Genomic DNA, 14,245 nt, shown 5'->3' on the forward strand with positions numbered 1-14,245 from the left:
AGTTGTAATATGAAGTTTCTAGATCAAGTAAAAATTTATGTAAAGGCCGGCAATGGTGGGCATGGTTCTCCTAGTTTTCGTAGAGAGAAATTTATTGAATACGGTGGACCTGATGGTGGTGATGGAGGTAAAGGTGGTACCATATTCCTAAGATCAGAAAGAAACTTAAATACTCTTATCGATTATAGATTTCAACAACACCATAAAGCAGGAAGAGGAGTAAATGGTTCTGGACAAAATCGTACAGGTCATGGTGGAGAAAATTTATTTTTAAAAGTTCCAATAGGTACACAAGTCTTTGAAGAAGATAATAAAACTTTAATTTATGATTTTAAAAAAGAAGGTGAAGAATTTATTGTAGCTAATGGTGGTAAAGGTGGTCTTGGAAACACTAGATTTAAAAGTTCCACTAATAGAGCTCCAAAAAAATTCACTAAAGGTGCAATTGGTGAAGAATATGTAATTTGGCTTCAATTAAAAACTATTGCCGATGTTGGTATTGTTGGATTACCTAATGCAGGTAAATCAAGTTTACTGGCCGCCATTACAAATGCGATGCCTAAAATTGCAAACTATAAATTTACAACACTAAATCCAAATCTTGGCGTTGCAAGTTATGATGATAAGGAAATAACTCTAGCTGATATTCCTGGATTAGTTGAAGGTGCACATGAAGGTGTAGGACTTGGTATTCAATTTTTAAAACACATAGAAAGATGCAAAACTTTAATGCATTTAATAGATATTACTGATGAAGACCTTGAGAATACCTATAAACAAGTTCGAAATGAGCTAGGGAGTTACAGTAAAGATTTACTAGAAAAAAAAGAAATAATTGTATTAAATAAGACAGATTTATTAGAGGAAGAAGAAGTGAAAGAAATTTTAAAGAATTTTTCTAAAAATAAAGATTCTGAGGTAGTTACACTCTCAACATTAGAAAAAGGCTCAATATCTAAAATTAAAGCTAAATTACTCTCCTATGTATCTTAAAGATTCTAAAATAATTGTAATTAAGATTGGCTCATCTTTGTTAATAGATGATAAAAAAAAAGTAAGAAAAAAATGGCTTACTGAATTTGCTAAAGATATTCAGGAACTAATAAAGCAGAATAAAAAAATTATTATTGTAAGCTCAGGGGCAATAGCAATGGGTTGCAAAAAACTAAATATTAGCAAAAAAAACCTTAAGATTGATAAAAGTCAGGCTGTTGCATCTATTGGGCAAATTGAACTAATGAATTTATTCTCAGAAATATTTGTTAAATTGAAAATTAATATTTCTCAAATTCTTCTCACTTTGGAAGACACAGAACAAAGAAGAAGGGCCCTCAATGCAAAAAGAACTTTTGATAACTTATTTAAACTAGGCTTTGTGCCAATAGTTAATGAAAATGATACTATTGCTACTTCAGAGATTAAGTATGGTGACAATGACAGATTAGCATCACGTGTTGCACAAATATCAGGTGCAGACTCACTTATATTGCTTTCTGATGTAGACGGTCTTTATACGCACAATCCAAAAATATATAAAAATGCAAAATTAATAAAAGAAATTAAAAATATAGATAAAGATATAGAAAAAATAGCCACCAAAAGTATTAGTGAGCATGGCACAGGTGGTATGAAGACTAAAATAGATGCTGCAAAAATCTGTCAATTATCAGGATGCCAAATGGTAATAGCAAATGGATTATTAAGCAGACCCATTAAAAAAATAACTGAAGAGAATAATTGCACATGGTTTTTACCTAAAGTTTCAAAATTGGCTGCTAGAAAAAAATGGATTATTAGCTCTATTTCACCTAAGGGTGCACTTATTATTGATGACGGTGCAAAACAGGCACTTTCAAATGGTAAAAGCTTATTAGCAGCAGGAATAAAAAAAGTGTCTGGCCGTTTTAGTAAAGGTGACCACATCAAAGTTTTAGATAGAAATAATTACGAATGCGCAAGAGGACTTAGTTCTTTTTCATCGAATGAAATAGAAAAAATTATGGGTCACCACTCAAAAGAGATAGAAAAATTACTAGGATATATTTCTAAATCAGAAGTAATTCATAAAGATGATATAGTAGAGGTATAAAATGAGTAAATATATGAGATTAATAGGTCAAAATGCAAGAAAAGCATCACTTGATAAGATTAATTCAAAAACTAAAAATAAAATTTTAAAAAGATATGCCTTCTTATTGGGTCAAGAAAAACAGTCTATACTTAAAGCTAACCAAAAAGACATTCAATTTGCTCTTGGCAAAGGCTTAAAAAGCAATCTAATAGAAAGATTAACTATCGATGAAAAAAAATTAATAGGCATAAAAAATTCTATAGATAAAATTGCTAACTTAAAAGATCCTGTTGATACTACTTTAGAAAAATGGCGCAGACCAAATGGTTTAACAATTAGCAGAGTGTCTATACCTATTGGTGTTATAGGTGTTATTTATGAAAGTAGACCTAACGTTACATCTGATGTTGCAAGCTTATGCTTCAAATCTGGAAATGCTGTGATTTTAAAAGGTGGTTCTGAAGCCATAAATACTAATAAAATTTTATCAAAACTATTTAGAAAATCACTCAGAGAAAATAAAGTGAACGAAAACTTTATTCAATTTATAGATTCTAAAGACAGAAAAATGGTCGACTTTATGCTTTCAAAAATGAAAGATTATATTGATGTAATAATACCTCGTGGTGGAAAAAACTTAGTAAAAAGAGTTCAGCAATTTTCAAGTGTCCCTATTATCGGTCACTTGGAAGGTCTTTGTCACACTTTTATTGATAAGGATGCTAATCTAAAGATGGCTACAAACATTATCTATAATGCTAAACTAAGAAACACTAGTATTTGTGGAGCTACGGAAACAATTTTAATACATGAAAAAATTGTTAAGAAATTTTGTAACCCAATTTTAAAAAAGTTAGAAGAAAATCATTGCAAGATATATGGAGACCGTTTTTTAAAAAAATATTACAAAGGAAAAATTTATCCAGCAAAGGAAAAAGATTGGTCTACTGAATATTTATCAGCAGCAGTTTCTGTAAAAACAGTCAAAGATTGTGACGATGCTATTAATCATATTAACAAATATGGAACTATGCACACCGACTCTATTGTTACTAAAAATAAAAAAACTGCAGATAAATTCTTAAAAAATGTTAAAAGCTCTATAGCAATGCATAATACATCCACTCAATTTGCTGATGGTGGTGAATTTGGTTTTGGTGGTGAAGTTGGCATTTCGACAAACACATTACCTCCAAGAGGGCCCGTTGGATTAGGACAGCTCGTTTCATACAAATACGAAATTGTTAGTAATGGTAAAACTAGAAAATAACTTAAAACAAAAAAGGACAAAAATTGGAATCTTGGGGGGAACTTTTGATCCTGCCCACAGGGGCCATTTGGAAATTTCTAAACAAGCTAAAAAAATATTAGAATTAAAAAATATTATATGGGCAATTACCAAACAAAACCCGTTTAAAAACACAAGCAAAACAGATCTAAAGAATAGAATAAAATTTGCAAAAAAATTCATAGGCAAAAATAATTTTATTAAAGTTAAGTTTTATGAAGAAAAAGTTCTTTCCAATAAAACAATCGATCTCATTAATTATCTAGATAAAGATAAAAAATTTGAAATTTATTTCATTATGGGTGCTGACAATCTAATTAATTTTCATAAATGGCATAAATGGAAATCCATTATAAAAAAATGCAATCTTCTTGTATTTGATCGGCAGGGATATAAAGCAAAATCATTAAAGTCTGTTACCTTTAATGGTATAAATAAAAAAAAATTATCTTTTATTAATTTTAAAAAGGTCAATATTTCATCTTCTCAATTAAGAAAAATTTGATAAGGTTAAATGTATTAATGGAAAAAAACTCAGACCTTAAAAATTTAATCCTAAAAACCCTAGATTCTAATAAAGCCCTAGATATTATTTCAATAGATCTTAAGAACAAAAGTTCAATGGCTGACTATATGATTATAGCAAGTGGAACTTCTTCTAGACATATTCAGGCTTTATCTGAAATGGTGTTAGAAAAATTAAAGACCAATGGGGTAAAAAATTCTAGGATTGAAGGAAAAGAAAGTATGGATTGGAAGTTAGTTGATGGTATAGACTTGATTGTTCACATATTTCATCCGGATAAAAGAAAATTTTATGAATTAGAAAAAATATGGTCAGAAATTATTCCTAAAGAAAAAGTGATGATATGATTTTGAATAAAAGATTTTTTATTTTTTTTATAATACTATTATTTACTTTTCAAAAAAGTTTTTCTGAAAACACTGACATATATAAAAAAATTGATTTGTTTGGTGAGGTGCTTGAAAAAATTAGTAAAGAATACGTTGATGAAGTAGATCAATCAAAAAGTATGGATTCAGCCATAAATGGTTTATTACAATCACTAGATCCCTATTCTGCATATATGACACCTGAAAGTTTTGAGGGTATGCAAACTGAAACTAGTGGAGAGTTTGGTGGTCTTGGTATTGAAGTTGGCATGGAAGCAGGTGTTGTGAAAGTGATATCACCAATAGATAATACTCCAGCATCAAAAGCAGGATTAAAAGCTGGTGATTATATTGTAAAAATTAATAGTACTCAGGTTCAAGGGAAATCGCTAATGGAAGCTGTAGAATTAATGAGGGGACCTGTTGGATCGAGTATTGAAATAACGGTTAGAAGAAGAGGTGTAAAAAAAGCATTAATCTTTAATATAATGAGAGAGGTTATTCAGGTTCAATCTGTAAAATCTGAACTTATAGATAATAACATTGGCTATATAAGACTAACCTCCTTTAACGAAAATAGTAGTGAACAAATTAAAGAAAAGATTAATAAATTAAATAAAAATAAAGATCTAAAGGGATATATCTTAGATTTAAGAAATAACCCTGGCGGCTTACTTTCTCAGGCAATTAAAATTTCGGACTTTTTTTTAGAAAATGGTGAGATTGTATCAACAAGAAGTCGACAAGCTTCAGAAAATCGAAAATGGTTTGCTAAAAAAGGTGATCTAACAAATGGTAAAACACTAATTATACTTATTAACTATGGATCAGCATCAGCATCAGAAATAGTAGCTGGTGCATTAAAAGATCATAAAAGAGCTATTATACTTGGGGAAAATAGTTATGGAAAAGGTTCTGTACAATCAATAATCCCTTTAAAAAATAGAGGTGCTATTAGATTAACAATTGCAAAATATTATCTCCCTTCAGGAAAATCTATTTCTGAGGTAGGTGTAACACCTGATATAGAAGTTGCAGAAGGTTCAGATGATTTTAAATTTAATTCTGAAACCGATAATCAATTGAATTTTGCAATAAAATTACTCAACGGATAAATGTTGGACAATAAAGTAAATTTACCTCTTAGAAGTGGAGTTGGAATTGTTGTCCTGAATAAAGATAATAAAGTTTTTGTTGCAAAAAGAATTGATAATCAAAAAAATTTTTGGCAGATGCCCCAAGGTGGTGTTGATAAGGGTGAGGACTATTTAACTGCTGCTTACAGAGAACTGGAAGAAGAAACTAGTATAAAAAATGTTGAACTGATTAAAGAGTGTGATGGATTAATCTCTTATGAATTACCAAAAAACTTATTAGGTATAATTTGGAAAGGTAAGTATAGGGGTCAGGAACAAAAGTGGTTTATAATGAGATTTTTAGGGCAAGATAACGAGATTGATATTAAGACTAAACATCCTGAATTTTGTGAATGGAAATGGATTGATCTTGAAAGTATAACTGACCTAGTTGTAGACTTTAAGCTACATGTATACAAAGATGTTAAAGAAAAAGTAAAAGAAATTCTTAATTAAGAGTTTTTAACACATCAATTTTTTGATCAACTAAGTATTTATTTTGATCTGTAATGTCACTATTTTTTGAACTTTCTTCTGCTTGAGCAAGTAGTTCACTAATTTTATCTTTATCAATATCTTTAATATTAAAAATAGAACTTGTTAGAACTGATAAATTATTATTCTTAAATTCAACAATTCCATCCTCAACGTAATAATTGTCTTCTCCTGATTTAGAAAAGATTTTAATAATTCCTGGCTTTAAAAATGAAATAATTGAGATATGATCCTTTAAAATCCCCATTTCTCCCTCAAAAGCAGGCACAACAACTTCTGTTACATCTTCTCTTGAAAGAAAAGATTTTTCTGGGTTTACGATTTCTATTTTGAACTCTTCACTCATTATGCGGCAGCATCTTTCGCCATTTTTTCTGCTTTTTCTATAGCTTCTTCAATTGTACCCACCATATAAAATGCAGCTTCTGGTAAATGATCATATTCACCATTACATATTGCAGCAAAACCTTTAATTGTAGATTCTAAATCTACTAATTTTCCTGGAGAACCAGTAAAGACTTCGGCAACAAAGAAAGGTTGTGATAAGAATCTTTGAATTCTTCTAGCTCTAGCTACTGTTAATTTATCTTCTTCAGATAATTCATCCATTCCTAAAATCGCAATAATATCTTGTAGTGATTTATAAGTTTGAAGAATTTTTTGCACTTCTCTGGCAACTCTGTAATGCTCATCTCCAACTATTCTAGGATCTAAAATTCTAGAAGTAGAATCTAGAGGATCTACTGCTGGATAAATTCCAATTTCAGCTATTTGTCTAGACAATACAGTTGTTGCATCTAAGTGAGCAAAAGATGTAGCAGGCGCAGGGTCAGTTAAATCATCTGCTGGTACATAAATCGCTTGTACAGATGTAATAGAACCTTTGTTAGTTGTTGTAATTCTTTCTTGAAGGTTACCCATGTCTGTTGCAAGTGTAGGCTGATATCCAACAGCTGAAGGAATTCTTCCTAATAATGCAGAAACTTCTGAACCTGCTTGAGTAAATCTAAAGATGTTATCAACAAAGAATAATACATCTTGTCCTTCTTGGTCTCTAAAATATTCAGCTACAGTTAAACCTGTTAAGGCAACTCTTGCTCTAGCCCCTGGGGGTTCATTCATTTGACCGTACACTAGTGCCGCTTTTGATCCTGGACCTTCTGGCTTAATAACGCCTGAATCTATCATTTCGTGATAAAGGTCATTTCCTTCTCTAGTTCTTTCTCCAACACCAGCAAACACAGAAAATCCACCATGAGCTTTTGCTACGTTGTTAATTAATTCCATAATAAGTACTGTCTTACCAACACCCGCACCTCCAAATAAACCAATTTTTCCTCCTTTGGCATATGGTGCTAATAGATCAACTACTTTAATTCCTGTAACTAGAATTTCTGTCTCTGTTGATTGATCGCTAAATTCAGGTGCAGCTCTGTGAATTGGCCATTTCTCTTTTGTTTTGACTTCACCTTTTTCATCAATAGGTTCACCTATTACATTTATAATTCTTCCTAAAGTTTCTGGACCAACTGGAACTTGAATGGGAGCACCTGTTGCCGTTACTTCGTCTCCTCTTTTTAATCCTTCAGTGGCATCCATTGCAATTGTTCTAACACTTGATTCACCAAGGTGTTGAGCAACTTCTAAAACTAATCTGTTGTCTCCATTTTTACATTCTAATGCTGATAAAATTTCTGGTAATTCTCCATCAAATTTTACGTCTACTACTGCTCCAATGATCTGTGTGATTTTTCCTTTGCTCATAATTATAAACTTTCCGCTCCTGATATGATTTCAATTAGTTCTTTTGTAATAGCTGCTTGACGACTTCTATTATACTCAATAGTAAGCTTGTCAACCATTTCACCTGCGTTTCGAGTTGCACTATCCATTGCGCTCATTCTTGAACCCTGTTCGCTAGCTGAATTTTCTAACATCGCTTTAAAAATCTGAGTAGATATATTTTTAGGCAATAAATTGCTTAAAATTTCATCTTCATCTGGTTCAAATTCATAATTATCCTCAGAAGAATTTTCTTCTGCTTCAGATGTTTTTAAAGGAATTATTTGTTGTTCTTGAGGTATTTGAGTAATTACATTTTTAAATTTATTATAAAAAATTGTACACATGTCAAATTCTTCTTTTTCAAATTTTTCAATTATCATTTTTCCTACTTTTTCAGCATCTAGATAATTGATTGTTTTTGAATCTTTAAAAGATATTCTTTCTACAATATCATCTTTATAAACTCTTTTTAATTGATCATAGCCCTTAGATCCAACAGTTATAATCTTTAAAGTTTTTCCCTCATCAGATATTTTTTTAAAATATGCTTTGGCTTTTTTAATAATATTTGTATTAAAACCACCACATAGACCGCGGTCAGATGTTAACACAATACATAAATGTACCTTATCTTCACCTGTTCCAGAAAGGAGCTTAGGTGCATTTTCTTTATCAGAAATGCCACTAGATAAATTAAGAATAATATTATTCATTTTTTCAGAATAAGGTCTTCCCTTTTCAGCATTTTCTTGTGCTCTTCTAAGTTTAGCAGCCGCAACCATTTTCATGGCTTTGGTAATTTTTTGTGTAGACTTTACACTCGCTATTCTTTTTTTTAAGTCGTCTAGTGTTGCCATATTTTAAGAATTAAAGTTCTTCTTAAGTTCCATGATAGTTTCAACTAATGATTTTTCAGTATCTTCTTCAAGCTTACCTGAGCTTAATACAGATTCTAAAATTTCTGGTTTTTCAGATTTACATTTTTCAATAATCTTAGATTCGAACTCAGCAATATCTTTAAGTTCTACATCATCCAAATAACCTTTAACTCCACAGAAAACTGAAATTACTTGCTCAGCAACTGTCATAGGAGAATATTGTTTTTGTTTTAGAAGTTCAGTTAGTTTTGAACCTCTATTTAAAAGTTTTTGTGTTGATGCATCTAAATCAGATCCAAATTGTGCAAAGGCAGCCATTTCTCTATATTGAGCAAGCTCCAACTTCATTGAACCAGAAACTTTTTTCATTGCTTTTGTTTGTGCTGCAGATCCAACTCTAGAAACTGATAGACCTACGTTAATCGCTGGTCTAATTCCTTGGTTAAATAATTCTGTTTCAAGAAATATTTGACCATCTGTAATTGATATAACGTTAGTAGGAATAAAAGCAGATACGTCTCCACCTTGCGTTTCAATTATTGGAAGAGCGGTTAATGAACCTCCACCATGCTCATCACTAAGCTTGGCTGCTCTCTCAAGTAATCTGCTGTGTAAATAAAATACATCTCCCGGATAAGCTTCTCTTCCCGGAGGTCTTCTTAATAAAAGTGACATTTGTCTATAAGCTACAGCCTGTTTAGATAAATCATCATAAATGATTAATGCATGCATACCATTATCTCTATAGTATTCACCCATAGTACAGCCTGTATATGGTGCTAAAAACTGAAGTGGCGCTGCGTCTGAAGCAGTAGCAGCTACAATTGTTGTATATTCCATTGCACCAGCTTCTTCTAAAGTTTTTTGAATTTGTCTAACTGTAGATCTTTTTTGACCTATAGCGACATAGATACAATAAAGTTTTTGCTTCTCATCACCAGATTCATTTATTTTTTTCTGGTTAATGATCGCATCAATAGCAACTGCAGTTTTTCCAGTTTGTCTATCACCAATAATTAATTCACGTTGTCCTCTTCCAACTGGAACTAGACTGTCAATTGATTTTAAGCCTGTTTGCATTGGTTCGCTAACAGATTGTCTTGGAATAATTCCAGGAGCTTTTACTTCAACTCTACTTCTTTTGGTTGCTTTATCTAAAGCACCTTTACCATCAATTGGATTTCCCAATCCATCAACAACCCTTCCTAATAATTCTTTTCCAACAGGTGCATCAACAATACTTCCTGTTCTTTTAACAACATCACCTTCTTTAATTTTTCTGTCATCTCCAAAAATTACAACTCCAACATTTTCACTTTCTAAGTTTAGAGCCATTCCTTTTGATCCATCAGAAAATTCTACCATCTCTCCAGCTTGAACATTATCTAATCCATATACTCTAGCAATACCATCTCCTACTGACAAAACTTGACCAACCTCAGTCACTTCTGCTTTATCGCCAAATTTTTTAATTTGTTCTTTTAATATCTTTGTTACTTCTGATGGGTTTATATCCATTTATGCCTCTATCATCCTATTTTCGATTTGTTGTAATTTATTTTTAATGGAAGTGTCCACCATTGTGCTTCCGACTTGCACAATCAAACCCCCAATTAAACTTGTATCATGTTTGTAGTTTAATTTTATTTTTGAACTAAAGTTTTTAGTCAATTCTTCTTTTATGTTATTAATTTCATTTTCAGTAAGATCTTTTGCAGAAGTTAATTCTGCTTTTAACTCCCCTCTTTTAACTGAACATGTCTCAACAAAGCTTTTTAGAATTTTATCCACGTAAAAAAATCTTCTTTTAGATATTAGAAAGCTTAAAAATTTTGTTAACAATTCATTTATTTTATATTGTTCTGAAATTTTACTTAGAGCGTTCAATTGGTCTTCTTTGTTATTTGTTGGATCCTTGATTAGGGATTTAAAATCTTCACTTGAAGCAATTAAATTAATAATTGAAGCAGAGTGAACCTCTATCTCACTTAAAGTATTAGCTTCTATTGCTAATTCATAAAGTGCCAGGGAATATCTACCTGCCGATGTTTCAGAAAAAACTTTATTTTTACTCAATTTATTGTTCCTTATAAATATTTGAAGATTTATTAAATTTCCGTTTTAATTAACATATGACCCTATTCTCTTCAAGTCACACATTGTCTAAAAGTGTTATTTTTTGGCCGTTAATTGAAGTTTATTGGATCAACATCAACTCTTAGTTTCATTCCAGTAGGAAATTTGAATTTATCAATAGTTTTGGCTAGTGAATTCTGTACTTTTAGAGATTTTCTACCTCTGATCAAAAGTCTTACTCTGAACTTTCTTTTTAATCTAAATATAGGTGCATTCACAGGGCCAAGAACTCTACCTTCGACAGCGCTTTCTATAAAAACTTTAAACTTATAAGCCTCTTTTTCAAGTTCTCTTTCATTGCTACCAGTAATTATTAAAGCAATAAATCTCTGAAAGGGGGGAAGATTATTTTCCCTTCTAATTTCAAGTTCTTTATCTAAAAAAATATCAGGATCTTTATTTGTAATGTCTGTTATCATTTTGGTATCTAAATTATAAGTTTGAAAATAAACAGTTGCTGGCTTTCCTGTTCTTCCTGCTCTACCTGAAAGTTGATGATACAATTGTAAATTCTTTTCTGCGCCACGTAAGTCATGACCTTGTGATGATAAATCAATATCAACAACAACAATACAATTTAAACTTGGAAAGTGGAATCCTTTAGAAATTAATTGAGTTCCAATTAAAATTTGAATTTTATTATCTATAATTTTTTCTAAAACATCTGCTGAACTTTTTTTATTCATTGTATCACTAGAAAATATAGTTGTTTCCTTGGTAGGGAAAATTTTTTTTACTTCTTCAGATATCCTTTCAACTCCAGGCCCACTAAAAATGAAATCACATTTTCCTTCTTTCGAGCAGTCCCTATTTAGTAAAGCTTTGTATCCACAGTAGTGACATAATAAATTTTGTTTGTTTTTGTGATAAACCAAATTTATTGAACAATTTGGACATGAATAACTAGTAAAACATTTTTTACATAATACATGAGGTGAAAATCCTCTTCTATTTAAAAAAAATAATACTTGATCTTTTTTTTCAAGATGAAATTTTACTTTCTTAATTGTTTCTTTTGATATCCAAGATTGAGATTCTAAATTTGAATTATTAAGATTAATTATTTCATATTTTGGTAAAGATGCATTTAAATATCTTTGATCAAGTTTTGATAAACTATATTTGCCTTTTTTAATATTGTCATAAGTTTCAATAGAGGGGACGGCTGTTATTAAATTGATTGGAATATTTTCAAAGGATGCTCTAGAAATTGCCATATCTCTTGCATTGTAAGTTACTCCCTCATCTTGTTTATAAGATTGATCATGCTCTTCATCAACAATAATTAATCCTAGTTTTTTAAAAGGTAAAAATAATGAAGACCGAGCACCAATTACAACTTTAATTTTATCATTTGCTATTCCACTCCAAATAATTTCTTTATTTTTTTTTGTAATACCCGAGTGCCACACTGCAGGCTTGAATCCAAAAAATTCTATAAATTTATTTTGAAATTGTCCTGTTAGTCCAATTTCTGGTAATAGAATTAACCCTTGAAAATCCTTATTAATTATCTCTTTTAAAGCCTCAAAATAGACCATCGTTTTACCTGAGCCTGTAGTACCTTGTAAAACATGAACTCTAAATTTTTGATTTAATACATTCATTTTTTTTAATGAATTTTCTTGTTCTTTAGAAAGTTTTATTTCATTTTCTTTGATATCAATTTTGAATGGCTCATAAGCTTCAATTGGTAACTTTTCTATGGCACCACTACTTAATAATAACAATTTTAATGCCATACCTTTAGGGGTCATATTGTATTCAGAAAACCAATTTAAGAATTTAATTGTATTTTTTTTTAGTGATGGAACATCTAATTTTCTTAAAACTTTTTTAATTGAAAAATTTTTATTTGTTTTTTTTTCAAAATCATCCCATACAACTCCAGTAACTTCTGACTTTCCAAAGGGTACCACTACATAGTCTCCAACCTTTAAATTTAAATCTGAATTGTAGGTAAAAGGATGATTAAAAATATTTGGTATAAGAATCGGTACTTTCATTTCTATATAATATGAAAATATTTTAAGAGTGTATTGTTCTTTTTTGAACCGCTCTACTTCTATTGATAAACACAACTTCTAAACACAATTTAGGCATTTTATTTTTTGTACTATTGGTGCACCTTTAAACTAATTTAGTTAAAAAAGTTTTTTGGAGTAATTTCACTTCAATCTAGCTTTAAGTTAATTCTGTGTCTTGGTCAATTTGTTAATTAGAACTATATATTTCTGAAGCTAGGGGGTTGGCTATTGATAATTAATATTTTAAACATATACTTTGCATAATAAACTAAAAAATAATTAAACTTAGTATTTATTAAATATTTACAAATCTTTACTAATAAATGTTTTATAAAAAAAATTTTCCTACAAACAATTCTAGAAATTTAGATTTTTTAAGAACATTTGCAATTTTACTAGTAGTATTATCTCATATACCAATAACAGAATTACCAATAAATAAATATTACCATACACAGACAATGGGTTTGCTTGGTGTTTATATTTTTTTTGTTCACACAAGTTGTGTGTTGATGTTTTCTTTGGAACGTATGGGTAGAATAAAAGGAAGTCAATTAATTTACAAATTTTACACTCAAAGACTATTTAGAGTATATCCATTAAGTATTTTTGCTGTTTTGTTATTCTCTTTTTATAAAATTATCAATATTGATAATTTTAATTTAGATTTAATTACTTTATTTAAAAATATTTTTTTAATTCAAGATATAAATGAGTCTATGCCTCCTGCTCTATGGTCCTTACCATATGAGGTTGCAATGTATTTTTTTTTTCCTCTAATTTTTATTTTTATAATAAAAAGAAATTATGAAAAAAAAATAATATCACTATGGATTTTTTTTAGTGTGTTGGTGGTGATTCAAAAATATTTTGAAACATCTTATTATTCAACAATTGTATATGTCCCTTTTTTCTTGAGTGGTGTTATTGCATTTGTTTATTCAAAAAAAATAGAAAATAAAAAAAAAATTAGAAGTGGATATCTAGTTTTATATGTTTTTTTTTCAATTCTTTTAATTCCTGTATTAATTAACTTTATATTTAGGCAGAGCTTAATTGGTGCGATTTTTTGTTTACCACTCGGTTTGCTAATCGCTTATTGTAAGGATATGCAGATATCATTTTTTAGTATATTTTTTAAATTAATTGCAAGATATTCTTATGGTATTTATTTATTTCATCAGTTAATAATTTTAATTTATTATGAATATTTTTATATAGAAAATGCTGCTTTTTCTTTAGTATTATTATTAATATTAATTTTTTCAATATCAGCCATTGGTTATCATGTGATAGAAAAGCCTTTAATAAAATTTGGTAAAAAAATATCAAAAAGATATTAATGAATAAATATTTAATATAAATCTTATAGGATAATATGGGAGTTTTAAGAGTGTATTGTTCTTTTTTGAACGGCTCTATTTCTATAGATAGACATATTTTCTAAAGGCACCATAAGCTTTTATTTTTCTGTACCAAGAATAGAGCCCAAATTATATAACTAATTTACAATTTAATTTTTAATTCCAATACAT

Annotated in this window: 14 protein-coding genes; 8 read left to right on the forward strand and 6 right to left on the reverse strand. The window is 29.7% G+C overall.

The features are described 5' to 3' along the window. Positions 1 to 9 precede the first annotated feature (9 nt). From cgtA to ABXT53_RS06450, 7 genes are read left to right on the forward strand one after another with little or no spacing between them, the layout of a single operon-like run. Positions 10 to 993 (forward strand): Obg family GTPase CgtA, encoded by a 984-nt coding sequence (gene cgtA, locus ABXT53_RS06420; RefSeq protein ID WP_271525760.1) that lies wholly within the window; start codon positions 10 to 12, stop codon positions 991 to 993. Then, entirely contained in the window at positions 983 to 2,089 is a 1,107-nt protein-coding gene (gene proB, locus ABXT53_RS06425; RefSeq protein ID WP_415271702.1) for a glutamate 5-kinase, read from the forward strand. Before cgtA ends, proB begins: the two co-directional genes overlap by 11 nt. Position 2,090: 1 nt before the next feature. Next, positions 2,091 to 3,341 carry a glutamate-5-semialdehyde dehydrogenase gene (locus ABXT53_RS06430; RefSeq protein WP_415290364.1) on the forward strand — a complete coding sequence of 417 codons (1,251 nt, stop codon included), beginning with the start codon at positions 2,091 to 2,093 and terminating at the stop codon, positions 3,339 to 3,341. Then, positions 3,322 to 3,864, forward strand: coding sequence for a nicotinate (nicotinamide) nucleotide adenylyltransferase (gene nadD / locus ABXT53_RS06435; RefSeq protein ID WP_415290365.1), 543 nt, complete (start codon positions 3,322 to 3,324; stop codon positions 3,862 to 3,864). Before ABXT53_RS06430 ends, nadD begins: the two co-directional genes overlap by 20 nt. 17 nt (positions 3,865 to 3,881) lie before the next feature. Next, positions 3,882 to 4,232, forward strand: coding sequence for a ribosome silencing factor (gene rsfS, locus ABXT53_RS06440; protein ID WP_415278144.1), 351 nt, complete (start codon positions 3,882 to 3,884; stop codon positions 4,230 to 4,232). After that, positions 4,229 to 5,368 (forward strand): S41 family peptidase, encoded by a 1,140-nt coding sequence (locus ABXT53_RS06445; protein ID WP_415290367.1) that lies wholly within the window; start codon positions 4,229 to 4,231, stop codon positions 5,366 to 5,368. The genes rsfS and ABXT53_RS06445 overlap by 4 nt, the downstream gene beginning before the upstream one ends. Beyond that, a complete protein-coding gene (locus ABXT53_RS06450) occupies positions 5,369 to 5,845 on the forward strand; it encodes an RNA pyrophosphohydrolase (protein WP_415290369.1) in 477 nt (158 codons plus the stop codon). It abuts the gene before it with no gap. Here ABXT53_RS06450 and atpC read toward each other — a convergent pair. From atpC to priA, 6 genes are all read right to left on the reverse strand, one after another. Next, entirely contained in the window at positions 5,838 to 6,230 is a 393-nt protein-coding gene (gene atpC, locus ABXT53_RS06455) for an ATP synthase F1 subunit epsilon (protein WP_415290371.1), read from the reverse strand. The genes ABXT53_RS06450 and atpC overlap by 8 nt on opposite strands. Beyond that, a complete protein-coding gene (gene atpD / locus ABXT53_RS06460) occupies positions 6,230 to 7,648 on the reverse strand; it encodes a F0F1 ATP synthase subunit beta (protein WP_415271708.1) in 1,419 nt (472 codons plus the stop codon). The genes atpC and atpD overlap by 1 nt, the downstream gene beginning before the upstream one ends. Positions 7,649 to 7,650: 2 nt before the next feature. Continuing rightward, positions 7,651 to 8,526 carry a F0F1 ATP synthase subunit gamma gene (locus ABXT53_RS06465; protein WP_415290372.1) on the reverse strand — a complete coding sequence of 292 codons (876 nt, stop codon included), beginning with the start codon at positions 8,524 to 8,526 and terminating at the stop codon, positions 7,651 to 7,653. A 3-nt stretch (positions 8,527 to 8,529) separates the two neighbouring features. After that, positions 8,530 to 10,065 carry a F0F1 ATP synthase subunit alpha gene (gene atpA / locus ABXT53_RS06470; protein WP_271564825.1) on the reverse strand — a complete coding sequence of 512 codons (1,536 nt, stop codon included), beginning with the start codon at positions 10,063 to 10,065 and terminating at the stop codon, positions 8,530 to 8,532. Continuing rightward, positions 10,066 to 10,623, reverse strand: coding sequence for an ATP synthase F1 subunit delta (gene atpH, locus ABXT53_RS06475; protein WP_415290374.1), 558 nt, complete (start codon positions 10,621 to 10,623; stop codon positions 10,066 to 10,068). Between the two features lie 110 nt (positions 10,624 to 10,733). Beyond that, positions 10,734 to 12,689, reverse strand: coding sequence for a primosomal protein N' (gene priA / locus ABXT53_RS06480; RefSeq protein ID WP_415290376.1), 1,956 nt, complete (start codon positions 12,687 to 12,689; stop codon positions 10,734 to 10,736). A gap of 344 nt (positions 12,690 to 13,033) precedes the next feature. Here priA and ABXT53_RS06485 point away from each other — a divergent pair, with 344 nt between their 5' ends. Continuing rightward, positions 13,034 to 14,053, forward strand: a complete 1,020-nt coding sequence (locus ABXT53_RS06485; RefSeq protein ID WP_415290378.1) for an acyltransferase family protein — start codon at positions 13,034 to 13,036, stop codon at positions 14,051 to 14,053. Positions 14,054 to 14,245 lie beyond the last annotated feature (192 nt).

It is taken from the genome of Candidatus Pelagibacter sp. Uisw_136, from assembly GCF_047720275.1.
Classification (GTDB): domain Bacteria; phylum Pseudomonadota; class Alphaproteobacteria; order Pelagibacterales; family Pelagibacteraceae; genus Pelagibacter.